At 47.0% G+C, this 25,180-nt stretch carries 24 protein-coding genes; 20 read left to right on the forward strand and 4 right to left on the reverse strand.

All coding sequences use genetic code 11. The features are described 5' to 3' along the window. Positions 1-78: 78 nt before the first annotated feature. The gene (locus tag MHH48_RS09680) at positions 79-771 is read right to left on the reverse strand and encodes a TerC family protein (protein ID WP_076320608.1); all 693 of its coding nucleotides are present in this window, start codon (positions 769-771) and stop codon (positions 79-81) included. 129 nt (positions 772-900) lie between these two features. On the opposite strand from MHH48_RS09680, the gene MHH48_RS09685 reads away from it, so the two are divergent. The 5 genes from MHH48_RS09685 (at position 901) to MHH48_RS09705 (ending at position 5,919) form a co-directional block, all read left to right on the forward strand. Beyond that, on the forward strand, positions 901-1,563 hold the full coding sequence (locus MHH48_RS09685; protein ID WP_076320609.1) for a TerC family protein: 663 nt from the start codon (positions 901-903) through the stop codon (positions 1,561-1,563). A gap of 246 nt (positions 1,564-1,809) precedes the next feature. After that, the gene (locus MHH48_RS09690; RefSeq protein WP_076320610.1) at positions 1,810-2,322 is read left to right on the forward strand and encodes a hypothetical protein; all 513 of its coding nucleotides are present in this window, start codon (positions 1,810-1,812) and stop codon (positions 2,320-2,322) included. 152 nt (positions 2,323-2,474) lie between these two features. Beyond that, the gene (typA, locus tag MHH48_RS09695; RefSeq protein WP_076320611.1) at positions 2,475-4,316 is read left to right on the forward strand and encodes a translational GTPase TypA; all 1,842 of its coding nucleotides are present in this window, start codon (positions 2,475-2,477) and stop codon (positions 4,314-4,316) included. Between the two features lie 39 nt (positions 4,317-4,355). Beyond that, positions 4,356-4,649 carry a YlaH-like family protein gene (locus tag MHH48_RS09700; protein WP_076320612.1) on the forward strand — a complete coding sequence of 98 codons (294 nt, stop codon included), beginning with the start codon at positions 4,356-4,358 and terminating at the stop codon, positions 4,647-4,649. 163 nt (positions 4,650-4,812) lie between these two features. Further along, a complete protein-coding gene (locus tag MHH48_RS09705) occupies positions 4,813-5,919 on the forward strand; it encodes an LCP family protein (protein WP_076320613.1) in 1,107 nt (368 codons plus the stop codon). 461 nt (positions 5,920-6,380) lie between these two features. Here the strand turns inward: MHH48_RS09705 and MHH48_RS09710 are convergent, their stop codons facing one another. Further along, positions 6,381-7,043, reverse strand: coding sequence for a YhcN/YlaJ family sporulation lipoprotein (locus MHH48_RS09710; RefSeq protein ID WP_076320615.1), 663 nt, complete (start codon positions 7,041-7,043; stop codon positions 6,381-6,383). A 117-nt stretch (positions 7,044-7,160) separates the two neighbouring features. Here MHH48_RS09710 and MHH48_RS09715 point away from each other — a divergent pair, with 117 nt between their 5' ends. After that, a complete protein-coding gene (locus MHH48_RS09715; RefSeq protein WP_076320616.1) occupies positions 7,161-8,492 on the forward strand; it encodes a PhoH family protein in 1,332 nt (443 codons plus the stop codon). Between the two features lie 197 nt (positions 8,493-8,689). Further along, complete coding sequence (locus MHH48_RS09720) at positions 8,690-9,943, forward strand: extracellular solute-binding protein (protein WP_076320617.1); 1,254 nt, start codon at positions 8,690-8,692, stop codon at positions 9,941-9,943. A 31-nt stretch (positions 9,944-9,974) separates the two neighbouring features. Here the strand turns inward: MHH48_RS09720 and MHH48_RS09725 are convergent, their stop codons facing one another. Further along, entirely contained in the window at positions 9,975-11,087 is a 1,113-nt protein-coding gene (locus tag MHH48_RS09725) for a hypothetical protein (protein ID WP_076320618.1), read from the reverse strand. Positions 11,088-11,342: 255 nt separating this feature from the next. Next, positions 11,343-11,579 (reverse strand): DUF2626 domain-containing protein, encoded by a 237-nt coding sequence (locus tag MHH48_RS09730; protein ID WP_006209059.1) that lies wholly within the window; start codon positions 11,577-11,579, stop codon positions 11,343-11,345. 342 nt (positions 11,580-11,921) lie between these two features. On the opposite strand from MHH48_RS09730, the gene MHH48_RS09735 reads away from it, so the two are divergent. The 13 genes from MHH48_RS09735 (at position 11,922) to MHH48_RS09795 (ending at position 25,169) form a co-directional block, all read left to right on the forward strand. Further along, positions 11,922-12,572 carry an RsfA family transcriptional regulator gene (locus MHH48_RS09735; RefSeq protein WP_076320619.1) on the forward strand — a complete coding sequence of 217 codons (651 nt, stop codon included), beginning with the start codon at positions 11,922-11,924 and terminating at the stop codon, positions 12,570-12,572. A 137-nt stretch (positions 12,573-12,709) separates the two neighbouring features. Then, a complete protein-coding gene (locus tag MHH48_RS09740) occupies positions 12,710-13,669 on the forward strand; it encodes a 2-dehydropantoate 2-reductase (RefSeq protein ID WP_340390670.1) in 960 nt (319 codons plus the stop codon). An 11-nt stretch (positions 13,670-13,680) separates the two neighbouring features. Next, on the forward strand, positions 13,681-14,067 hold the full coding sequence (locus tag MHH48_RS09745) for a DUF3397 domain-containing protein (protein ID WP_076320621.1): 387 nt from the start codon (positions 13,681-13,683) through the stop codon (positions 14,065-14,067). Positions 14,068-14,216: 149 nt separating this feature from the next. After that, positions 14,217-15,878: a peptide ABC transporter substrate-binding protein gene (locus MHH48_RS09750; protein ID WP_076320622.1), complete on the forward strand. Its 1,662-nt coding sequence runs from the start codon at positions 14,217-14,219 to the stop codon at positions 15,876-15,878. 209 nt (positions 15,879-16,087) lie between these two features. After that, on the forward strand, positions 16,088-17,020 hold the full coding sequence (locus MHH48_RS09755; protein WP_076320623.1) for an ABC transporter permease: 933 nt from the start codon (positions 16,088-16,090) through the stop codon (positions 17,018-17,020). Positions 17,021-17,022: 2 nt separating this feature from the next. Next, a complete protein-coding gene (locus MHH48_RS09760; RefSeq protein ID WP_076320624.1) occupies positions 17,023-17,973 on the forward strand; it encodes an ABC transporter permease in 951 nt (316 codons plus the stop codon). 13 nt (positions 17,974-17,986) lie between these two features. Next, positions 17,987-18,982, forward strand: coding sequence for an ABC transporter ATP-binding protein (locus tag MHH48_RS09765; RefSeq protein WP_076320625.1), 996 nt, complete (start codon positions 17,987-17,989; stop codon positions 18,980-18,982). Further along, the gene (locus tag MHH48_RS09770) at positions 18,979-19,917 is read left to right on the forward strand and encodes an ATP-binding cassette domain-containing protein (protein WP_076320626.1); all 939 of its coding nucleotides are present in this window, start codon (positions 18,979-18,981) and stop codon (positions 19,915-19,917) included. The genes MHH48_RS09765 and MHH48_RS09770 overlap by 4 nt, the downstream gene beginning before the upstream one ends. Positions 19,918-20,105: 188 nt before the next feature. Further along, complete coding sequence (bshC, locus tag MHH48_RS09775; RefSeq protein WP_076320627.1) at positions 20,106-21,737, forward strand: bacillithiol biosynthesis cysteine-adding enzyme BshC; 1,632 nt, start codon at positions 20,106-20,108, stop codon at positions 21,735-21,737. A 40-nt stretch (positions 21,738-21,777) separates the two neighbouring features. Continuing rightward, positions 21,778-23,046 carry an adenosylhomocysteinase gene (locus MHH48_RS09780; protein WP_076320628.1) on the forward strand — a complete coding sequence of 423 codons (1,269 nt, stop codon included), beginning with the start codon at positions 21,778-21,780 and terminating at the stop codon, positions 23,044-23,046. Positions 23,047-23,253: 207 nt separating this feature from the next. Beyond that, the gene (mraZ, locus tag MHH48_RS09785; protein ID WP_009590832.1) at positions 23,254-23,691 is read left to right on the forward strand and encodes a division/cell wall cluster transcriptional repressor MraZ; all 438 of its coding nucleotides are present in this window, start codon (positions 23,254-23,256) and stop codon (positions 23,689-23,691) included. 77 nt (positions 23,692-23,768) lie between these two features. Beyond that, on the forward strand, positions 23,769-24,722 hold the full coding sequence (gene rsmH / locus MHH48_RS09790) for a 16S rRNA (cytosine(1402)-N(4))-methyltransferase RsmH (RefSeq protein WP_076320629.1): 954 nt from the start codon (positions 23,769-23,771) through the stop codon (positions 24,720-24,722). Between the two features lie 33 nt (positions 24,723-24,755). Beyond that, on the forward strand, positions 24,756-25,169 hold the full coding sequence (locus MHH48_RS09795) for a cell division protein FtsL (RefSeq protein WP_076320630.1): 414 nt from the start codon (positions 24,756-24,758) through the stop codon (positions 25,167-25,169). The last annotated feature ends 11 nt before the right edge of the window (positions 25,170-25,180 follow it).

Genomic DNA, 25,180 nt, shown 5'->3' on the forward strand with positions numbered 1-25,180 from the left:
GAAGGTCAACATAAACAACACCCCAAAGCTTCTTGGAAGCTTTGGGGTGTTGTTTTTATCGCGCGTATGGAGTTTCAATTATGACTGGGTAGATGACTTGCGGCGCCCGGCAGATCTCTTTCTCAGATGTCCTGCAGTCAGGACACCGATAATGATGGCAGCTATGAAGAGATATTTTATAAGCTGATGCGCTTCGAAATATCCCAGAAAATGCTTCTCTTCGGTAATCATGGAGGACGCCGTGTATGCAAGCACCGCAGAGCCTACATAGATAATCCATGGGAAACGGTTGATCAGTTTGATAAACAATGTGCTGCCCCATACCACGATGGGTACACTGATGAGCAGGCCTAGCGTTACAAGGATCACATTGTGTTTGGCTGCGCCTGCAACGGCAATGACATTGTCAAGACCCATAGCAGCGTCGGCTACAATGATGGTACGAATGGCAGCACCAAGGCTTTTGCCGGCTTTTATATTGTCGTGGTCATTATTGTCGTCGGTCATCAGCTTGTAGGCAATGCCAATCAGGAGTACACCTCCCACAAGCAGCAACCAAGGGATGTTAAGCAGCCAGACAACGAGGATGGTGGCAATGATACGAAGAATAACAGCTCCGGCAGTGCCGTAGATAATTGCTTTTTTCTGGGTTTCCTTCGGAAGATTACGTGCTGCAAGACCGATCACAATGGCATTGTCCCCGGCCAAGATAAGATCCAAAAAGACAATGTTGATTAATGCAAGAAAAAATTCAGCGGCTGTAGTTTCCATGAATGTCACTCCTCTTAGAATACGGTTCCACCATTAAACAAAGTGGATTAATTATAGGCCTATTTTTCCCGTTGTGCAAGCATAGCCTGGACCATTACCACATATGTGTAGAGTGGGGGTGTTGTTCTAGTGGAGACGATTTTTTTATTGGGACAGATATTGATGATCAACCTTGTACTCAGTGGCGACAATGCCCTGGTTATCGCGATGGCCAGCAAAGACCTTCCCGAAATACATCGCAGACGGGCGGTCTGGATCGGGACTGCAGGGGCTGTTCTCTTACGGTGTATTCTGACTTTTTTGGCGGTGTTGCTGCTGAAAATCCCATTTTTGCAGGCTGGCGGCGCATTGCTGTTGATCTGGATCGCAGTCAAACTCATGATGCAAAAGGAACATGACCATGCAAGCTTGGCCAGAGCTTCAACGATATGGGCCGCTGTCAATACAATTTTGGTTGCCGATTTCGTGATGAGCCTGGATAATGTCTTGGCCATTGCGGGGCTTGCAAAAGGCGATCTTTCCTTGATTGTCATCGGAATATTATTAAGCATTCCCATCGTTGTATGGGGAAGCGGGATGATCTCAAACCTGCTTCACAAGTTTCCTGTGCTGCTTTACATAGGTGCCGGCATTCTAGCTTTTACAGCAGGCGAAATGCTCATACAGGATTCTCGCGTAGGGCTGATTCTGGCTTACTGGATGCCTTATGCCCACAATCTGCTGCCAATTGTTGTTGCAGGTGCTGTCGTACTCATTGGCGGATTACAGACAGTAAGACGGCCAGGTATGTAACGGGATTTTACTTCAACAGCCTATTCGCGTAAACGGGAGTGTTCAATCCAAAAATGGACGACTGTCTTGTGCAGTCGTCCATTTTTTGTTAGCTTCATGCAGGTATATGAGGCGGGCCTAGGTTATTTCAAGTGGAACAAGCTCGGGATATGGTTTTTTTTGTCGGTTTGGGCTAAAATTAACGTAACTGCTTCTTTTAGAAACCGCTATTTTTGGTGATACATATATTGAAGAGAGGGTGATCAAATGTCCTCCAGAAAAGATTTGGCATTGGGTATATTCATCGTTGTTGCTGGAGTCGTTATTTTGCTCGGTAAGCTTGGTGTGTTTGGATTTCTGGGAAGAACGTTATGGCCGCTCGTCCTGCTGCTGCCGGGTATTTTTTTGCACATCATGTTTTTTGGTCGCCGTGCCTCTGCCGCAATTCTTATTCCAGGCGGTATTCTGACAGTATATGGCCTTCTGTTCTTCATATGTAATATCGGGGGATGGGGACTGATGGCTTCATTATGGCCTGTGTTAATTCTCGGTGTGGCTGTCGGCTTGTATGAATATTATCTGTACGAGAGCCCGCGACCTGGCGCAGCGCTGCCGGTTGCGCTTGGACTGACGGTGCTTTCCGTTTTGATTTTCATCTTCACCTGGCTTGAGACAGGGGCGTTCTACATTATTGCCCTGATCTTAATCGCAGCGGGCATTTGGATGATCTTTGGCCGCAATCGTTCCGGGCGCAATAATAAATGGAGCAGAGGTTGGTAATTAGTAAGAGGTAAAAGTTGCTGGAAGTTTTCTGAAAAGACTTGATTTTCCCGCTCGTTTACCTATATTATAGGATGTATGTTGAAGCGTCGGCATGTCGTCCGGCGCTTTCTTTGTGGCTCATTCGAACAGAAGGGATTTGAGATATATTTATGCAATCAAGAGATCAGATTCGCAACATTGCCATTATTGCTCACGTTGACCATGGCAAAACAACACTTGTAGACCAACTGCTGCAGCAGTCCGGTATTTTCCGGGAGCATGAGACGCTGCAGGAACGCGCGATGGACTCCAATGATTTGGAGCGCGAACGCGGAATTACCATCCTAGCCAAGAATACGGCTATTACGTATAAAGATTTCTTGATTAACATTGTGGATACACCTGGACACGCCGATTTCGGTGGTGAAGTTGAGCGTATTATGAAAATGGTTGACGGCGTTCTGCTCGTTGTTGACGCTTATGAAGGATGTATGCCTCAGACCAAGTTTGTGCTAGGTAAAGCTCTTGCACATAACTTGACTCCAATCGTCGTTGTGAACAAGATTGACCGTCCGGCCGCCCGCCCAGCAGAAGTGATCGATGAAGTGCTTGATCTGTTCATTGAGCTTGGTGCGAATGACGACCAACTGGACTTCCCCGTTGTATATGCATCAGCCCTAAACGGTACTTCAAGTCTGGATCCGGAGAAGCAAGATGATAACATGCTTGCTCTTTACGAGACCATTATTGACCATATCCCATCCCCTACTGAGAAAGTGGACGAGCCTCTTCAGTTCCTCGTTACCTTGATGGATTACAATGAATATCTGGGCCGTATTGCCGTCGGCCGTGTGAACCGCGGTATCATTAAGCAAGGCCAACCGGTTACCGTTATGCTTCGTGATGGTTCCACCAAGAGTGCCCGTATCGAGAAGCTGTTCGGCTTCCAAGGATTGAAGCGGATCGAGGTTGCTGAAGCAGGTGGTGGCGACATCGTGGCGATCGCAGGTATCAAAGACATTAACATTGGAGAGACCATTGCGGATCCACAGAATCCTGAGGCATTGCCTGTCCTTAAAATTGATGAACCAACCCTGCAAATGACGTTCCTCGTTAACAACAGTCCTTTTGCTGGACGCGAAGGCAAATGGGTAACATCCCGTAAGCTGCGTGACCGCCTCTTCAAAGAACTGGAAACGGACGTAAGTTTGAGAGTGGATGAGACGGAGAGCCCTGATGCCTATATCGTATCGGGACGCGGTGAGCTTCACCTCAGTATTTTGATTGAGAATATGCGTCGTGAAGGTTATGAGCTTCAAGTATCCAAACCAGAAGTTATCGTTAGGGAAATTGATGGCGTCAAAATGGAGCCGATCGAACGTCTTATGATCGATGTACCAGAAGAAAGCATGGGTTCTGTTATGGAAAGTCTCGGAACACGCAAGGCTGAAATGGTGAACATGGTGAATAACGGAAATGGTCAAGTGCGTTTGGAATTCCTGATTCCCGCTCGTGGACTTATCGGTTACCGTACCCATTTCCTGACCTTGACACGCGGTTATGGTATTATGAACCACGCATTCGACAGCTACGGTCCGCTTATTGGCGGTCAAGTGGGCGGACGTCACCAAGGCGTGCTGGTTTCCACGGAGAACGGATCTTCAACGTTCTATGGCATGATGTCAGTGGAAGACCGGGGTACCCTGTTCCTGGAACCGGGAACTGAGATTTATGAAGGTATGATTGTCGGGGAGCATACCCGCGATAACGATATCGTCGTAAATATTTGTAAAGAGAAGCAATTGACCAACGTTCGTTCGGCAACGAAGGACGACACGGTTAAATTGAAAACACCGATTATTTTCTCACTGGAACAAGCGCTTGAATACTTGAACGATGACGAGTATTGCGAGATTACGCCGAAGTCCGTTCGTCTTCGTAAGAAGATCTTGAACAAGAGTGAGCGCGAACGTGCAGAAAAGCATCGTAAAATGGCGCAAGCAAATCTATAATAGATAGAGATCTACTTGTCCAAAAGGAGTGAACCTATCATGCAAGAATGGTTTGCCTCGCACCCACTCATCTCTTATATCGTGATTTTTGTGCTGATCACCTACGTTTACAACAAGGTATTCCGGGTGAAGCAGAAGCTCCCTCTGTTGAAGGAGATTCTCCTGTATATCTTGATGGCCTTGGGTTCGGCGATACTGCTTGTGTTTCAGATTGATAAGCTGCCGATTATCCAGTGCTTGTTAGTAGCTGTGGCATTGATGCTGATGGTGCGTATTCGATATTTTGTTGAAGATCGTCAGAAGAAGAAGGCTCAAACCGAGCCGAAGTCATAAGCTTTGTAGAAATTTAGCAACTCAGGTAACAACCATACGGCAACTTTTTGTCAGTCCCCATCGTTTATAAGAGAGAGAAGTCAACCAAGGTCCGGTAAATGCTTCGAAATTTGAAGCGTTTATCGGACATTCATCTAATTTGAATGAAATAAGGTGTTATGATATGAAACCTACTCATACCAATCTCCCTCCGAGAGCCAAAAATGGGGGGAAGGGCAAGAAACAGCCAGTTCCAAAAAAGAAAAAAAGCGCATGGAAATCATTTTTTAAATTCATTCTTATCGTCTTGTTAATCGCAGTAATCTCTGCAGCAGGTTATGCCGGGTACTTGCTCTTGAAGGGTAATGAGATCATTGAGAAAAGCGGGATTGATAAACCTGTAGCTCCAGGACAATCTGCAAAAGAAAAACCGATTACGGTGCTTCTCTTGGGAACGGATCATCGCCCGGAGACGGGAACTTACTTGACGGATGTGGTCATGGTTGCCACCATGCATCCAGAAACTAATACGTCGACGCTGGTTTCCCTGCCGCGGGACACACTGATTGAACTCGAAGGATACAAAGCGAGTAAATTGAACGCTTATTACCCAAGGTTTAAAGCGGCCTACAATGCTGCGGAGAAAAAGGAACCGGGCAGCGGCATACCAGCTGAAGAAGAAATGAAAGTTATGATGAGCAAGTATCTTGGCGTTAATATCGACTATGTAACGGTTATCGATTTCCAGGGATTCCGTGATGTGGTGGACACATTTGGTGGCGTAGATGTTAACGTTCAATACAACATGTGTTACCGCGATACTGCCGACGGGACCGACATTAACCTCACTGTGGGTCCTCAGAAACTGGATGGCAAGAAGGCGCTGGATTATGTTCGTTACCGTAAATCGAGTAAAAGCTGTTCGCCGAAAACGAAGGAGTCAAGTGATTTTGAACGTAATGCTCGCCAAAGCGAAGTATTGCATTCCCTGCTCGATAAGATGAAGACGCTTGGAGGCGTTGCGAAGGTGGGCAATGCTCTAGATGCGGTCAGCGATAACATGACCACTGATTTCGAGCAGGAGCAGATTCGAAATTTGATTGCGACTTATTATGATATCGGAAAAGATGATGTGAAATTCATGCCGGTTACAGGCAATTGGAAGAGCCCTTATGTATATATAAGCAGCAGCGAGCTGGATGCAGCTAGACAAGCGCTGAAAGACGAGCTTGCTGGCAAGCATAACGCCGGCGAGCAGGGGACAGAAGCGGATTCTGCAACAACTCCGTGACAATTGAAGGCAAGTTTTATTGTATGCTATAATACAATGTATCAGATGGAGATCATTGTACAGGAGGCCGAAGGCATGTCCTACCTTATGATGCATACGACACACCCATTGATCTGTAATCGGCAGACGGATAAACCTGCCCATGCATTTGTTCGAGCAGATTCCATTTGGGGATGGGAGCCTTTCAGATGTCATCCTTCTGATTCCATGTCTTCTCAGGCGTGTTCATTCGACATGGGTGTCAATTTCACACCAAACAGGCTACAGAACTCCGAATATGATACGGGTCATGTCACTGGCGAAGCAGAAATGCTCGTTAGTCGCGTTGTTATGACCTTAAAAAAAAGCCCAGTGAGCTTCACTGGGCTTTTTTGTATGAAATTTGGGGTTAGGTGACGGGCAAACTCGGGTTATGACAGGATTTGTCTTATGCTGATTGGTGAGTTTACCTTCAAGAAGGTCTATTTATTATGGTGCGGGTTGGCTGGTGCATTCCCTCGGTTATTCGGTTTAACCGATGGAGTACCGTTTTGCTGTACATTCCCGTCTCGCGGCGTTACATCTTTAGGCAGCTGAGGAATGATGCGACCTACGATGTCAGCAAGTTCACTGGCAAGTCCTGAAACAGGATGCCCCTCCTGAATATGCCGACCAAGATCGGCAATCCGGTTTGTAACGTCCAAATCGGCCGTAACAAGTGCATTGGCACCTGCCGGATCGGCTTGAAGGGCTTCCGCGACTGTGTATTTTATGGTTCCGACTTCCGCACGATCTAAATTTCCATCTACATTAAGTCCAACAACAGCCGTTTTTCCCATGACAACACAGTTCGCGTTTTTAACGCCGGGCACCCTCTCGGCAAGTGATTTCAGGTGATTCGCGGTTGTAGCGTCGACTCGTCCGTTGTTATCATTTACGTTGCCAACTCGTCCCGTATTCGTGTTATTCGGAGTCCGGCCGTCTACATTGTTAGTGGTATAACCTCTGTTCCCGCTCATGTTGTGAACACTGTTAGCAGTAGTACCATTGGTTTTACCACGAGGAGAGGGTGATGCATTGTGATTGGCGGTCCCGCAGCCTGCGAGCAACAACACCGTTAGCATTATGGATAGAGCAGCTCTCATGGATTGATCTGTCCTTTCGTAGTAGAGTTCACTAAATGACTTCAGTCGCTACGCTTATTATGTCCGGGACAGAAAGGTTTATGTGTGTACCTGATGAAGAAGCAGTGGAGGGATAAGATGAAAAAAATATTTGTGCTGGATACGAACGTATTACTTCATGATCCTCAGTCGATTTATGCATTCGATGAGCATGAAGTCATCATTCCTGCGGTGGTTCTTGAAGAGATTGACTCGAAGAAACGAAATGCTGATGAAATCGGCCGCAACGCCCGAACGGTCTCCCGATTACTTGATGGTATAAGAGAACAAGGCCATCTTCATGACGGAGTTCTTCTGGAGAACGGCGGGACGTTGAAGGTCGAGCTGAATCATCGCAGCTTCGTCAAGGTACAGGAGTTATTTAGCGAAGCATCCAACGACAACCGGATTTTGGCTGTCGCGTTAAATTATAAATTGGAGGAGGAGCCGAAGGAGGGCGGAAGACCTGTCGTTCTGGTCAGCAAGGATGTGCTTGTTCGAATTAAGGCCGATGTGCTCGGATTAACGGCACAGGATTATCTATCGGACCGTACAGCCGATCCCAGTGAATTATATCCTGGATTCTCTACCTTAAAGGTTCACCCTTCGGTGATTGACGAATTCTACAGCTATCGTTATTTGCCGATTAAACCTCTTCAATTGTCTTATCCACTTTATCCCCATGAATTTGTTATCCTGAAGGATGAGATGGGGTCAGGAAAGTCTGCCCTCCTTCATGTAAATGAGGATGCAACTAGATTGGAGCCCCTTCATTTAAGCAATGAACCTGTTTGGGGCATCAGCGCCCGTAACGCCCAACAGCGTATGGCAATTGAGCTTCTTCTGAATGACGAGATTCCGCTAGTCACCATTACCGGGAAGGCCGGAACGGGAAAAACCTTGTTGGCTTTGGCAGCAGGCCTTTCCAAGGTGGAGGATGAGCATAAATACAAAAAACTGCTGATTGCGCGTCCGGTCGTTCCAATGGGGAAGGATATCGGTTATTTGCCTGGCGAAAAGGAAGAGAAATTACGACCATGGATGCAGCCGATATATGACAATCTGGAATATTTGTTCGACACCAAAAAATCGGGTGATATCGATAAAATATTGATGGGGCTTGGCAGCATCCAGGTGGAGGCTCTGACTTATATCCGGGGCCGCTCGATACCAGGTCAGTTCATCATTGTGGATGAGGCCCAGAACTTATCCCGTCATGAGGTCAAGACGATTGTTTCCCGGGCGGGAGAAGGGAGTAAGGTGATCCTGATGGGAGATCCGGAGCAGATTGATCATCCTTACCTGGATGCTGTGAGTAATGGGCTGACCTATGTGGTTGAACGCTTCAAGCAAGAAAATCTGAGCGGGCATATTACGTTGACAAAAGGGGAACGATCCAAGCTGGCTCAGTTGGCTGCCGACTTGTTGTAATATATATTTCCCGAGAAATGATAACGCAAAGTAAATTGTATGATAAAGACTGTTCAAGACTCATAGGACAGTCTTTTTTCCTTCCCATCGTTAATTAGTAAAATCTGGACTAGATAATTAACAAAAAAGATAGGACAAGAGCACTAGAAGTTTGGTAAAATAAGGGCGTGCGACTATTGAAGGAGTGAAGATGGGATATGAAGCGGAAGAAATATTGGTTCTTATTTGCCATTTTACTGTTGTCTTTATCCAGTTTATCTCCCAGCTTTGACTTCACTCACCATACTAGACGAGAGCCCCCGGGGGATGAACCGAAACCTCCGCAGCAAAGACCGGAGGTACCGGAGACTGATCTGGGCCCGATCAAGGTCGGTGTTCAGTTAAACCCGGATGAACTGAGACAACTTAAAGCTCTTAATGAGCGTTTTATGGAAGAGACCGGTGCTGAGATTGAAATCACGCCTCTGGAAACGAGTGAAACACAGAAAGAGTCGTTTCTGCTCGAGATGTCCCTTGGTGAAGGACCTGATATTGTATTAACGGATTCACACCTTATTAAAGCGCTTGCAATGAGTGGCTGCTTACTGCCTGTTGATGCTTCTCAAGGCACAATGCCAGGCGAAGATATCTTGAATGGTCTTCTGCCGCCGCTGCAGTGGAACGGGTATCAATGGGGAATGCCGTTTGATATAGACCCCTATATTATGACTTGGCAGACCAAGGGAAAGGGCGGCGAACCATTTAAAGTGCCAGAGAGCCGTCAGGCGTGGCAGGAATATTTGGAGCGGCATAAGGTAAGCCCTGTCCTCTCATTTGACTGGAATGATCCTTATGCGTTCGGTGCGGCGGTTCATTTGCTCGAAGGTGATCCCTCCAAGCCGGATCAAGAGGTGCTCGATATGCTGATTCGCAATCATGGAAGAGTGACAGAATCAGCGCAAGGATCGACAGAGGCAGACGTTAATGGCCAAGAGTCGACCATCTCCGGTAAGGTGGAAGCAGCCGTGGTCATTGGGCCGTATTCGAGCTTTTCAGATCAAGAGGACGATGGAGTGTCACTTGCATTGGCAATGGGGAAGGCGCATCTGGATACGCCGGTTGTCCGAACTCGAAGTTTTGCGGTTGCCGCACACACGGAATCATCGGCGCTTGCCATGAAATGGATTACGTATATGACTGGCAAAGCGATGCAGCGTGAATGGAGCAGAGCGGCAGGAACGCTGCCCGTTATTTCCGAGTTGTATGTCATGGGTACAAACCTAAGTGATCGGGGCATTTGGCAAAAAGCGGCCGTTCCAGCCCAGGTGCTGCTCTCTCGAAATGAGCCGGCCGCTTTGAATTTTGGTGATGCGGAAGGTTTTCAAACATATAGCCAAGCAGCAAATCGATTGCTGCTTGGCGAAATCACGATCCAACAATATATGGAATTGTACTCGTCTCCTCAACCTTAAAAAAGCTGCCCAAGTGAAGGGCAGCTTTTTTCTATAAATCCAGCTCCATTTTGACCACTAATCTTTGATCTTGGCTGGATACCTGTGTTGCTTTTAAGAAAGACACCAACTGTTTAGGATAAAAATTCATGTCGAATTCGTCCTGCAGGGCTTTGCGCGTGGTGTCAGGCAATTCCAGTCGATTGAATACAAGTTTGTCGACTTGAAACATGATGGCATTCTCCGGTTCGTTGATCACGGTGTATTTTCCTTCAATCAGCAGCGACAGATTTCCGCTCTCACCCGAAGCTATAACTTTTCCATCGTCAAAGTGGAAAGCAAAACTGTTAAAGATTTCATCTTCGGATCTTAAAAATGCGTTGAGATCGTCTTCATGGATATCGATGGTGTACTCCTTGCCGTTTGTTTTCAGCATATTCTTACTTCCTTGGACGAATTGCGGCAAGTTTTCCATGGCGTTAGCCAGAGCCTGGAAATGGCGCTTTACTTCGTAAAGCCCCACGTTCTCCCAATAAAGGGTGAACTCCTCAATCAACTTTTTCATGGCATCCGGGTTGCCGCTGGCTGTCAGTGCTCCGTCAACCTGCTGTTCAAGCGCCAGCACTCGTTCACGCTGCTCGACAAGGCTGTCCTTTACTTCGGCGAGCTGAGCAGTATTGCGTGCCGCTTCAGCCTGAGCGGAGGCAAGGGAGCGATACTGATTGTTATATACTGCAAGTGTATCCCGGTCATTTTGAATGATCATATCGTAAAAGTCCATGATCCGGAATAAACCGGCTAAGTCTTTTGCAGACAACAGCATAAAGAATAAATGATCACGTTCACCCATGTAATAAGACCGAAGAACAGCTCCAGCCCGATCGCGCCGGTCTTCGATACGCAAGCCCATATCCTGAATTTTGATTTGCAATTCGCTCTGAAGTAGCTGCAATTCGGCGATGCGTTTGGTTATCCGTTCGATTTCATGGTCGATCTCCACGATGGAGAGACTGTCCTCCAGAAGTTTGCGTGCCTCTTCCGAATCAGGCATAACCGGGCTTACATCCTGCTCGGAATATACCAGAGCGGGAGTCCCTATGAAGCAGAATAACAGGGTTATACACAGCATGACCGGGAGGAGAGTTTTTTTTACTCGTACATTCAAACGGGAGTCCTCCTTGAATGGTTGTTAGTCGAAAGGAATCCAACCACTGTCTGTCCCTTCATTTTAACCAATATATGACGTATACGACTTAATTATCAACCTTCAGGCACTAAAAAAGCGATCCGGCCGCTAAAGCACCTGATCGCTCTTTTAAGTACTCTCGTTCTCTAATTGCAAGGAAAATCCACCAGCGGGCCTCTGTTTGTCCAGGTTGAGCGCCGGTGGATTTCAAGCATCGCTTGCATCATTTACCTATTAGAGTGGTTTGCCCATAATGAAGACCGTCCAATAGCTAAAGCCTGTGAAGGTCACGATCATATAAGCCCAGAAGAGAAGAATATAGGTTCTCTCCGTGAATTTCAAATATCCCAGGATCACGAAAAATGCAGTCTGCAGGAAGAAAAGCAGTGCCATTTCAATATGATCTCCGGCAAAGGCCATCAACCCGATAGTCAGGGTGAAAAAGCCAAGGACTCGAAACATCCGTGCCACGATTATATCCTCCTCTCGTATGTACGCACATAATGCTGCTATCAACATTATAGCGTTATGGCAAAAACGTGTAAACGCCTAACTCAAGAAAACCCTTTATTTTTTATTATTAACCAGAAGTAAGACATTGAATTCGTGAATAATTTGGACGAATCTCCCCCTTTTCCCTTCGTAAGAGTATGATCTGTATTCAAAATGGAAATACATTTTAGTATCAAATAGATTCTATGAACTCTATGAGAGGCATAGAAATGAATTAAGCAGTTTTTATACCCTATTCAGCAGCCGATTTACGGTATTGAAGACGGTTATTTTAGGATGTCGTTAGGAGGGTTTTGTGGTATGTCAGCAGTGAGACAGGATGCATGGAGTGCAGAGGACGACCTAATATTGGCGGAGGTGACTCTTCGTCATATTCGTGAGGGCAGCACCCAATTGGCTGCCTTTGAGGAAGTGGGAGAAAGAATCGGCCGGACATCGGCAGCTTGTGGATTTCGTTGGAATAGCTGCGTTCGCAAGAAATATGAGGATGCTATTAGCTTGGCGAAATCTCAGCGTCAAAAGAGAAGTTATTATAAAAAACAGCCTTCGGTAAGTGGACCGCAGGTTGCCGGCTTGGCTGCTCCGGAACTGGAGCACGATGTCTATAAGAATGATGGTGCAAGTGAAGAAACACTGTCCATCGATGCCGTTATCCGTTTCCTTCGTCAGTGGAAGGGCGGGCTTCAGGAAAGTTCACGTCAGTATAAATTGCTTGAGAAGAATTTGCGTGAAAAAGAGGATGAGCTTTCAAGACTCCGCAGTGAGAATCAAAGGTTATTGAAGGAAGTCAGCGAAGTGAAAACGGACTATCATGTGGTCAATGACGATTATAAGGCACTGATTCAGATCATGGATCGGGCACGCAGACTTGCTTTCTTAAATGAAGAAGACGAGGAGCTTAAAACACGCTTCAAAATGGACGCAAACGGTAATCTGGAACGAATCGAATAGGTAAAGGTTATCTTGCTCTAGCCGTAACCCGCATTAGTGCATTCCATGCGCTTTGGCGGGTTATTTGTGCGTATCGAGGATTATTCTGATATATACTAGGACTAGTACTTCGTGGTTGATTACAATAATGGGGGATTATGATGAATATCCATATTATCGGAGCTGGCTCATTGGGGCTATTATATGCGGGTAAACTTGCGAATTCAGGGTGCCGTGTCACGTTATGGTGCCGAAGCGAGGAGCAGGCGGACAAGCTTCGGGCTTCCGGCATAACCATCGAGGAGAAGGGGCAGCACCAGGTCGTTGACGCCCATGCGTTCTCGGTCTGTTCATGGTCAACCTTTGCGCAGTCGGGTGGCGCTGGCGATGCGGATTATCTTTTCCTCATGTTGAAGCAGCAAGGGATCGAAGAGATGGCAACGGAGATGCTGGCTCAATATGGTCAAGAACATCGGAGACTAATATGTTTTCAGAACGGTACAGGCCATTTGGAGCGGCTTCAAGACCTGCTGCCGGTATGGACGATCTACGCTGCCATTACTACGGAAGGGGCCAAGCGTTCAAGCAGCGTCTCTGTTTTGCATGCCGGTCATGGAACGACGACAATCGGCAAAATGATGCCCGCTGGGAGCCCATTAGATCCTTTCTCTCAAGAAAATCATGAAATTGAACTGGTTAAACAGCTGAATAGAGCAGGATTTGAAGCTTTTTTGTCGAATCAAATGGATGAGATGATTTATCGCAAGCTGCTGATGAACGCAGTCATTAATCCATTGACTGCATTGTGGCGGATTCCTAACGGAGCGCTGTTATCTTCCCCTGAACGAGTCAGGCTCATGAAGCAGTTATATCATGAAGGCATCGCCGTATATGAAGCGGGGGGAATTCCTTACGGAAGCGGGCTGTGGGAATGGATTATATCCGTCTGCCAATCGACTTCAGGTAACACGTCCTCCATGCTTAAGGATGTAATGGACGGCAGAACGACGGAAGTTGCCTGGATTAACGGAAGTATTGTCCGTTTGGGCCAAAAATATGGCATTTCTGTTCCAACACACGAGCTGGTCACGCAGCTCATCGAGGGGATGAATACATAGGGGGTCTTAGCATGGGTTTCTTGCAGGGGCTGTTTCAAACATTAAGTTCTTTTCCGTTCATTCCGTTTTTACTGGTTTATTTCATTGTCTTGCAAAGAAATAAAAATCGAAAGCAAGCGCTGGAGCTGGCCATGGATGTCACCACATTTTTTATGCTGTTTTCGGTCTCCGCCTTGTTTAATAATATATTCCAGTCCAAATTCGGTTTCTATCTCATACTCCTCATGCTGCTCATTGCAGCGGGGCTGATCGGCAGTGCGCAGAACCGCTGGAAAGGCAAGGTTAATGGTAAAAGGCTGCTGCGCGCCGTGTGGCGTCTCGGGTTTGTCAGCATGAGTTTCGGGTATATCATATTCACATTTTTTGGTGTCCTCTCCTACATAATTAAGATGATGTAAGAACAATCTAATAACTAGAATTTTATGATAAATCTGTTTGATCCTTGGGTCAGGCAGATTTTTCAATTTATTGATTTCTGGATTTTTTTGACCACTGGTTGTATAATCGATAAGCATATACCTAAAATCTATGAGGGGGATACCGCAAGATGAAGAAACAAAAGAAATTAATGCTTCTCATGACGTTAATTCTTGCTTTCAGCTCAGTTTTAGCAGCATGTGGAGCTGACAAGAACGATGGCGCCAATAAAGGCGGAACGGCGGACAAGCCTAAAGAGCAAGTCTTCCGTATGAACCTTGCTTCCGACCCTCCTACATTGGATCCGGGCTTGGCTCAGGATAACACGTCGAATACAGTAATCAGTGCTGTGTTTGAAGGTTTGGTTCGGAAGGGTGCAGACGGCTCAGAAGAGCCTGGCGTAGCCGAAAAATGGGATGTTTCTGAAGATGGATTGAAATATGTCTTCACCCTTCGCAAAGATGCCAAATGGAGTAACGGCGATGCAGTAACGGCAAAAGATTTTGAGTATGCATGGAAACGCGTACTTGATCCGAACTTTACTCCAGCATCACCATATGCGTATCAGCTCTATTACATTAAGAACGCTGAAGCTTACAATCTTGGAAAGATCAAAGACGCCAATGAAGTCGGCGTAAAAGCAACCGATGATTATACGCTCGAAGTAACGCTGGCAAACCCAACGCCATACTTCCTCAGCTTGATGTCATTCCAAACCTACTTCCCGATTCACAACTCCGTTGAAGGTAATGCTTCTTGGGCAACTAAACCGGAAACATTGATTGGTAATGGTCCGTTCAAAGTTTCACAAATGACCAAAGGTCAAAAGATCGAGCTTGTGAAGAACGACCAATATTGGGACAAGGATGCAATCAAACTTGAAAAAGTTCAAATGAGTATCGTGAACAGCTCTGCAACTGAACTTTCAAGCTATCGTAACGATGAATTGGACTATGCAGGACATCCAACAGGGAATATTCCGACGGATCAGCTGAATGCGATCAAGAAGGAATTGGGCGATGAACTGATGATTAAAGGTATTTCATCGACGTATTTCTATATCTTTAACACAACAGAAGAACCATTTGACAATGTGAACATCCGTAAAGCTTTCGCAATGGCGATTGATCGTCAGGCGATCGTAGAGAAAATCACGCAAGGTGGACAACTTCCTGCACATGGTTTTGTTCCTCCTGGTATCAAGGGTGAGTCCGACGAGTACCGTAAAGAGGTACCGGATACTTACTTCGATGAAAATCTTGAAGAAGCTAAGAAACTGCTCGAGCAAGGTATGAAGGAAAAAGGCTATACCACATTACCGGAAGTTACTTTAATCCATAACTCCGATGACAACCATAAGAAAATTGCGCTTGCTATTGCAGATATGTGGAAGAACAATCTCGGCGTTAGTGTGAAGGTACAAAACCAAGAGTGGGGCGTATTCCTGAAGAACCGTGATGCTTTGAACTATCAAGTGGCACGATCCGGTTGGGGAGCAGACTATAACGACCCGATGACTTATATCGATATGTGGACATCCAACGGCGGCAACAATGACACTGGCTTCAAGAGCGAAGAATATGACCAGCTTGTGAAGGATGCTTATGCAACTAGCGATAACGCTAAACGCATGGAGCTGATGTCCAAAGCTGAGAAAATTCTCGTTGAAGACAACCAAGTTGTTATGCCGATCTACTACTACTCCAGTGTGTCCCTGGTTAAACCATGGGTGAAGAATCTTCATCTGGATTATAAGGGTGATATCGATTTCACACGTGCATATATCGAGTAGTCTTTTGTAAACCATTTATAAAAGACTACGGTTCGGGATATATATGTGGGGCACTTCAAACCTCATATATATCCCGATTTTTTTGTATGAGCACAAGGTTTCCAAATCTTGTGTCCGTTGGTGAAAGTTAAGGGATGCCAGGTCCGTTCTAGAATAATACAATTATATAGACGGCTTGGTTTAGAACAACTGATCAGGAGGCTAGCGAAATGCTGAGGTATGTGGCGAGTAAGTTTTTTTATATGCTTGTATCGTTGTTCATACTGATCTCAGCCACTTTTTTTCTTATGAAAGCCATACCGGGCGATCCGTTTATGGGAGAGAAAAAGCCATCGCCTGAAATTTTGGCGAGGCTGATGGAGCAGTATGATTTAGATAAACCGGTATTTCAACAATATACGAAATACTTGGGCAATATCGTTCAGGGTGACTTTGGTTTGTCTATGAAAAAACAGGGGCAATCCGTCACTGATATTATTGTTGATACATTTGGCCCTTCACTTCGATTGGGTCTTGTCGCGATCGTAGTATCTGTTATTGTGGGTGTCCTGCTGGGGATGCTTGCAGCTCTGTATCACCGCAAGCTGATTGACAACATCGCCATGATTATCTCGGTTCTCGGGATCGCGGTACCGAGTTTTGTACTCGCGTCATTGTTGCAATTCGTTCTCGCAGAGAAAGCGGGCATTTTCAATGTTATGGGCTTTGAAGGACCGCTCGACTACGTGCTTCCTGTTATGGCTCTATCTGCTCAGCCGATTGCATTTATCGCGCGATTAACGCGATCCAGCATGCTGGAAGTACTGCATTCGGATTATATCAAGACGGCGAAGGCCAAGGGTCTTAACTGGTTCGCTATTATGTTCCGCCACGTGATCCGAAACGGGATATTGCCAGTCGTAACTTATGTCGGCCCAATGACAGCGAACATCATTACCGGTTCGGTCGTTATTGAACAGATCTTCGGTATTGGCGGCATTGGCAAGCAGTTTGTGGAAAGTATCACAAACCGCGATTATACAGTCATTATGGGGATTACCATATTCTACGGCATCTTGCTGATGCTGGCGCGTTTCATTACAGATATCGTATATGTATTTGTGGATCCACGCATTAAATTGACCGGCGGGAAGGAGAGGTAGACATGGAGAAAGAACAAAGTATGCCTCATCCTGCGGCACTAAACTTGAAGCCTGAAGATTTTCAGAAGATTGGTCCTGATGAGAAACAATCCGAGGTAATACAGCGTGAAAGTTTGTCCTCCTGGAGAGATTCCTGGGAAAGATTGCGCAAGAACAAGCTTGCTATGTCCGGCTTGATTATTATGATCCTGATTGTCATCATGGCCATTATCGGCCCGATGATCTCTAACTATGATTATGAAACGAATGATTTGATGAATACGAATATGCCGCCTTCATCAGAACATTGGTTTGGAACCGACGATCTGGGCCGCGACGTTTTTGTTCGTACTTGGATGGGTGCTCGGATTTCCTTGACCGTTGGTCTTGCAGCAGCTGCGATTGACTTGATGATTGGTGTAATATATGGCGGCATCATGGGTTATTTCGGTGGCCGTATCGATGAGTTCATGAATAAGTTTGCCGAAATTTTGTATTCCATTCCGTACCTGCTCGTTACGATTTTGCTGTTGGTTGTATTTGAACCAAGTTTAGGAACGATCATACTCGCCTTAACCATCACCGGTTGGATTAACATGTCCTGGATTGTGCGGGGCGAGATTATGCAGCTTAAGAGCAGAGAATATGTCCTCGCTTCACGTTCGATGGGTGCGGGAACCGGGCGCCTGTTGTTCCGGCATTTGATTCCGAATGCGATGGGTCCGATTATCGTTACCTTGACCCTGTCGGTTCCAAGTGCGATCTTTTCCGAGGCTTTCCTGAGCTTCCTTGGTCTTGGAGTTCAAGCACCAATTGCTTCATGGGGCTCCATGATTAATGATGCTCTGTCCGGATGGATGTACTATCCATGGCGGATGTTGTTCCCTGCTCTATTTATCAGCTTGACGATGTTAGCATTTAACATTTTCGGTGATGGATTGCGTGATGCGCTGGATCCGAAATTGAAAAAATAGGAGGTGGGAAGGTATGGAACCGATCTTGCAGGTAAAGGACCTCAACGTATCGTTTCGTGTTCGCGGCGGTGAAGTGAAAGCAGTCCGCGGCATGAATTTTGAAGTCGGCAAGGGGGAGACGGTTGCCATCGTCGGTGAGTCCGGAAGCGGTAAAAGTGTTACCGCCCAGACCATTATGCGATTGATTCCGTCCCCGCCCTCAGAAATAAAAAAGGGTGAGGTCATTTTCCAAGGACAAGACCTTCTCAAAAAAACAAATAAACAGATGGAAGCGATTCGCGGCAAGGATATCGGGATGATCTTCCAGGATCCGATGACGTCGCTAAACCCGACCATTCGAATAGGTAAGCAAATTACGGAGGTGCTGATCAAGCACCAGGGGATGTCTTTCTCCGAAGCCAAAAAACACGCCATAGAAATGCTGAAGCTGGTGGGTATCAAAAATGCGGAGGAGCGCTTCAATCAGTATCCGCATGAGTTCTCCGGCGGTATGCGGCAGCGTGCGATGATCGCCATTGCGCTTGCATGTAAGCCGACGCTGCTGATTGCGGACGAACCGACGACGGCACTCGACGTGACCATTCAGGCACAGATTATGGACGTTATGAAGGAAATGCAGGAACGCTTGGGCACATCGATCATTCTGATCACGCATGACCTCGGCGTTGTTGCCGGCATGTGTGACCGTGTCATCGTAATGTATGCAGGTGAAGTGGTGGAAACAGGAACGAAATGGGAGATTTTCAAAAATCCGCAGCATCCTTACACCAAAGGTTTGCTTCGCTCCATGCCTCGTCTGGATCAGAAGAAAGACGAACCGCTTATTCCGATTATCGGAACACCACCGGATCTGATCAAACCTCCTGTAGGCTGTCCGTTCGCCGCTCGCTGTGATGAAGCTATGCGAATTTGTGAACGGGTGGATCCGGGCGCAACGGAATTTAGCGACACGCATATGGCCCGCTGCTGGAATCTGCATCCGATGGCGAAGGAGGCGCAGGGTTCATGAAGGATAACCAATTGATTGAGGTAAAAGGCTTGAAGAAGTATTTTAACGTGGGCAAAGGCCAGATTCTTAAAGCGGTTGACGACCTGAACTTCTATATCCGTGAAGGCGAAACGCTTGGCATGGTGGGAGAGTCGGGTTGTGGTAAATCAACAGCAGGACGGACGATTCTTCGTCTCTATGAACCTACGGCCGGCAGCGTTAATTTTAACGGAACGGATATTTACAAGCTGTCTCCGGGCAAGATGAAGGCGATGCGCCGCGATATGCAGATGATCTTCCAGGATCCGTATGCCTCGCTGAATCCAAGATTCACGGTGTCGGATATTATCGGAGAAGCTTTGGATATTCACGGTATGGCCGGCAGCCGCGCCGAACGCAAGAAGCGGATTGAGGAGCTCCTGGATATGGTCGGCTTGAATAGTGACCACTCGACGCGTTACCCTCATGAATTCTCCGGCGGTCAACGCCAACGGATCGGGATTGCTCGTGCTCTTGCGGTAAACCCTAAATTCATCATATGCGACGAGCCGATCTCGGCGCTTGACGTTTCGATTCAGGCGCAGGTTGTCAACCTGCTCAAAGATTTGCAGGACCGTTTGGGCTTGACCTATCTCTTCATTGCGCATGACCTGTCCATGGTTAAGCATATCAGTGACCGGGTAGCGGTTATGTATTTGGGTAAAATGGTGGAGCTAGCAGACAGTGAAGAGCTGTATGCAAATCCGATCCATCCTTATACCAAGACCTTGTTGTCCGCAATTCCGATTCCGGATCCAGAAATTGAGGCAAACAAAAAGCGTCTCAAGCTGGAAGACGATATGCAGGGGCCGATTTCAGCTGCCAAAGGCGAAGACGGAACGGTTCAACTGGATGTGAAGGATTCGGAATTGGTCGAAGTGTCCAAAGGACACTGGGTTGCAAAAGCCTACGCTTGAACAAGCGGACCTGAATATGAGAAAGCTGCTTCAAGAATAGCCGCTGGCATCGTGCCGGCGGCTATTCTTTTCCTTTGACGCAGAATGCCAACATTCGGTACAATCAAGAAAGGCAAAATGTTATAGAATAAATTAAATTTCATGCACAATCTAGATTTGGTTGCGACGTAGAATAGGAGGAATACCTCATGAATATCGTTCCGGAACCATTATCCCTCGCTTCGCGTCTCGCTCAGGATTATATTCATCACTTCGACCGGGTAAGCGGGTTCTACGGTGAAGATTACCGCGGCGAGCACAGCTATGCAGAGCGGGTACAATGGCTGGATCTTTCGGAAGACAAACGAATTCAGCGTAAAGCGCTGGCAGATTGTCTTCGGACGTATAATCAGAAACACAATGATCATCCCGCTGTACATAAATCACTCCAACTTCTGGAGCAGCCAGGAACGGTTACCATGGTTGGTGGACAACAAAGCGGTTTGTTCACCGGACCTCTGCTTGTCATATATAAAGCAATTACCGTCATTCAAGCGGCCCGCGAAGCGGAAGAGCGCTTGAATCGTCCTGTCGTGCCTGTATTTTGGATCGCCGGGGAGGATCATGATTGGGATGAAGTGAATCATACGTACTTCCTGAGTCAGGATCAGCAGCTTTCCAAGATCAAGCTTGATGCCAAGGACGGACTCAGGACGTCGGTTAGTTATACTGACGTTGCTGAGGAAGATTGGAATGCAATGCTGGCAGAGCTCCAGATTCAACTGGCAGACAGCGAATATAAGGCGGATCTGCTGAAGATGGCTAGGGAATCGTTTGACGGTTCGGCTGGACTCAGCGAGGCATTTGCTAAACTCATCAGCTGTATGTTCGGCAAATATGGGCTAATACTCCTGGATTCTGCCGATCCGGGACTGCGGGCGTTGGAAGTGCCCGTATTCGAATCTTTGATTACCCGCAACGAAACAATGGGACTTTCGTACCAGCAGGCAGCAAGGGATATCGCAGGTTTGGGTTATGAAGTGCAGGCTGATGTATCCGAGAATGGGGCCAACTTGTTCTACTTGCATGAAGGCAGACGCTTGCTGCTTTACCGAGAAGGACGTGTATTCTCAGACCGGAAAGGCATCATTACGCTCACGGAGGAAGAACTGCTTCGGGATTTGCATCAGCATCCTGAACGCTTCAGCAACAATGTGCTGACCCGTCCAATTATGCAGGATTCGCTGCTGCCCGTGCTCGGAACGATACTCGGTCCAGGCGAGATTTCTTATTGGGCGATTACGCGCTATGCATTTTCCGACTTAGGTTTGCAGATGCCACTGATCATCCCGAGAATGTCATTCTCCATCGTTGATGGAACCGTCCATAAGCTTATGGAGAAATATGGATTGTCCTTCGAGGATGTTCACCTCCGTTTGTCTGAGAAGCGTGAGGCTTGGCTTGCCAGCAAGGATGAGTTGAATCTTGAGGAACGATTCAGTCAAACCCGGGAACAATTTGAAGCATTATATCAGCCTTTAATAGAAGATCTTGGCAAAATGCAAAGTGGACTGTTAAAATTAGGTCTAACCAATAAAGAAAAAATATTGGAGCAGATGGATTACCTGTTAAGTAAATCCCGGAATGCCTTGGAACAGCAGCATGAGGCCGCACTGGCACAGTGGAAACGCATTGAACAGACACTGATGCCGGAAGGGAAACCTCAGGAGAGGGTGTATAATATCCTGGAATACATGAATCGTTATGGATTGAATCTGGTGGATCGCCTGATGGAAATCCCATACGTTGCTTCGGGCATTCACAGGGTCGTTTACGTATAATGATCAGGAATTCAATCATCAGATCATAGGAGGCCGTTAAATGAGCTCATCATCAATACAAACCAGCAATATTACCGACTTGAAACTGGCACCGGAAGGTCATTTGAAAATTGATTGGGTGAAGGCGCATATGCCGGTATTGAACCGGGTGCGTGAACAATTCGAGAAAGAACAGCCATTCAAAGGGTTGAAAGTCGCCATCTCCTTGCATCTGGAAGCCAAGACCGCTTATCTGGCGAAAGTCGTTCAGGCTGGCGGAGCTGAAGTGACAATTACGGGCAGTAATCCGTTGTCTACTCAAGATGATGTGTGTGCCGCATTGGTAGAAGACGGGATCACGGTGTTTGCCAAGTATAACCCGGATCCTGCAGAATACAAGCAGCACCTCATTTCAACACTCGAGACCAGACCCGATCTGATCATTGACGATGGCGGGGATCTCGTAACGATCCTTCACTCGGAACGTACGGATCTGCTTGAAGGAATTCGAGGCGGTGCGGAAGAGACAACGACAGGCATCCTGCGCCTGAAATCTTTGGAGAAGGAAGGCTCTCTGAATTTCCCGATGGTTGCCGTGAATGATGCATACTGCAAATACTTATTCGATAACCGTTATGGTACTGGACAATCGGTCTGGGACGGAATTAACCGGACGACCAACCTGGTGGTTGCAGGCAAGACCGTCGTTGTCGTAGGGTATGGCTGGTGCGGGAAGGGCGTCGCCATGCGTGCCAAAGGTCTTGGTGCCAACGTCATTGTGACCGAGATTGATGCAATTAAGGCCGTTGAAGCTTATATGGACGGCTTCCGCGTCATGCCAATGCACGAAGCAGCCAAATTGGGAGACTTCTTTGTCACCGTCACGGGTAACCGCGATGTCATTAGCGGGGAAGACTTTGATGTCATGAAGGACGGTGCCATTTTATCCAATGCCGGTCACTTCGATGTGGAAGTCAATAAACCGGATTTGTCAGAACGGTCTCAATCGGTTCGAACGGTTCGGCGGAATATTGAAGAATATCATCTGAAAGATGGTCGTAAGATTTATTTGCTTGCCGAAGGCCGTTTGGTGAATCTGGCCGCAGGTGACGGACATCCGGCAGAAATTATGGATATGACGTTTGCGCTTCAAGCTTTGTCTCTCAAACACGTGAATGATCAGTACAAGAACATCGGTAACCACGTAGTAAATGTTCCTTACGAATTGGATGAACAGGTTGCCTTATATAAACTGGAAAGTCTAGGTATTACAATCGACAGTCTGAGCGCTGAGCAAAAGTCTTACTTGGACAGCTGGGCTCAGCACTAAACAGCAGCAGCTTTAGATCATTTGCAGACCTCCTTTCCATCCCCGAGTGGGATGAAAGGAGGTTTTTTGTGCGAATGTCCTGAGAGAAAATTCCAAAAAAACAAATGCTCGTTAGAAGGTATTTGATTCTTGACGCCGAATCTATTATCCTAAAGTGGTGGAAAGTGGTGCAAAGTGGGGAATCGGGGTTAAGGGGTGGAGTGCCTGATGTTCATGGGGGAGTTTCAACATAGCATCGACGATAAGGGGAGAATAATCATCCCTGCTAAATTTCGTGACCTCCTGGGCACCTCGTTTATCGTAACCCGCGGATTGGACAATTGCCTCTTTGTATACCCCAAAGATGAATGGGCCATCATGGAGCAGAAGCTCAAATCCCTGCCACTCATGAAGTCGGATGCACGCGCATTCACCCGGTTTTTTTTCTCCGGGGCGACGGAATGTGAATGGGATAAACAGGGAAGGGTAAATTTGCCGGGCAATTTGCGCGAGTTCGCCAAGCTCGAGAAGGAATGCGTTGTCATCGGCGTATCGAGCCGAGTGGAGATCTGGAGCAAGGAGCAGTGGCAGAATTACTATCAGCAGTCGGAGGAAGCATTCAACGACATTGCTGAGAAGCTGGTAGACTTTGATTTTGATTTATAACCAGCTAGGAACATCGTATTGAAATGGACAAGTTACACTTAAAAATCATGAATGAGACACAATGGAGGGCTGCAGCTTTGTTCCATCACATCACAGTGCTTAAGCAAGAAGCAACAGAAGGGCTGCGCATCAAACCAGACGGTATATATGTTGACTGTACGCTCGGGGGAGCAGGGCACAGCTCGCTTATTGCTTCCCAACTAAGTTCGAAGGGCCGGTTAATCTCACTGGATCAGGACGACTGGGCATTGAATAATGCCCGGGAAGTCATGAAGCCTTATGTGGACCGGATCACTCTTGTCAAAACCAATTTTCGTGATTTGGAGGAGGTGCTCCGAAACGAAGTGGAGGTTGACGAGAACGGGCAGCCGCAAGTTGACGGTATACTGTTCGATTTGGGCGTATCCTCTCCGCAGTTCGATGAAGGGGAGAGAGGCTTTAGTTACAACCATGATGCCCCGCTTGATATGCGGATGGATCAGTCCGCTGAGCTTACCGCAGCCAAGATTGTAAACGAATGGCCAGAACAGGAAATCGCACGAATATTGTATGAATACGGCGAAGAGAAATTTTCAAGACGAATTGCCAAGGTCATTGTTGAAAGAAGGGCACAGAGTCCTATTCAAACAACGGGTGAGCTTGTCGAAATGATTAAGGAAGGGATTCCGGCCGCAGCTCGGAGAACGGGCGGCCATCCAGCGAAACGAAGCTTTCAAGCGTTTCGGATTGCGGTAAATGATGAGCTTGGCGCATTCAAAGATGCGCTTCACCAAGCCGTGAGATGTCTTGCACCAGGAGGAAGAGTTTCAGTAATCACTTTTCACTCGCTCGAAGACCGGATATGCAAACAGATTTTTAACAGCTACATTCCCAAGTGTACGTGCCCTCCAGACTTTCCGATGTGTGTGTGCGGAGGCGGCCAAGGTGATCTGAAACTGGTGAACCGCAAACCGCTTATGCCCTCTGCGGAAGAGATTGAGAGTAATCCAAGGGCACGATCGGCGAAGCTGCGGATTGCGGAGAAACTGTAGAAACATAAAATCCCTGAAGAAGGAGAATCAGCCATGGCCTATACACGCGGCAATTTAGCCGTACAGGAGAGACAGAAGGAAACGCAGCAGTCCGCTTATCTCGAGAAGACAAAAGTCGTCAAACGTCGTTCCCAGCTTCCGCAAAAAGAAAAGCTGCTATATATGTTGTCCGTGGTGTTTGTGGTTGCCGTCATGGGCGTCATTGGCATGAGTCATGTTCATTCCTATGACTTAAACCGGCAAATTCATGATACCGACAATAATATACTCAAAGCGAAACGAGATATTGATCAGCTTCAGGTTGAAAAGCAAACACTGGAGACGCAAATATTGGACAAGGCAAAAGAGTTGGGTTATGTGCCTATTGAGGATAAAAATACGATCCATCTATCACCCGTCTCGGGTTCATCCGGGACACAGAATTCGGACTCGGGACAAAATGATTGAAGTGTGAGGTT

It is taken from the genome of Paenibacillus sp. FSL F4-0100 (genome assembly GCF_037993005.1).
GTDB lineage: Bacteria > Bacillota > Bacilli > Paenibacillales > Paenibacillaceae > Paenibacillus_AQ.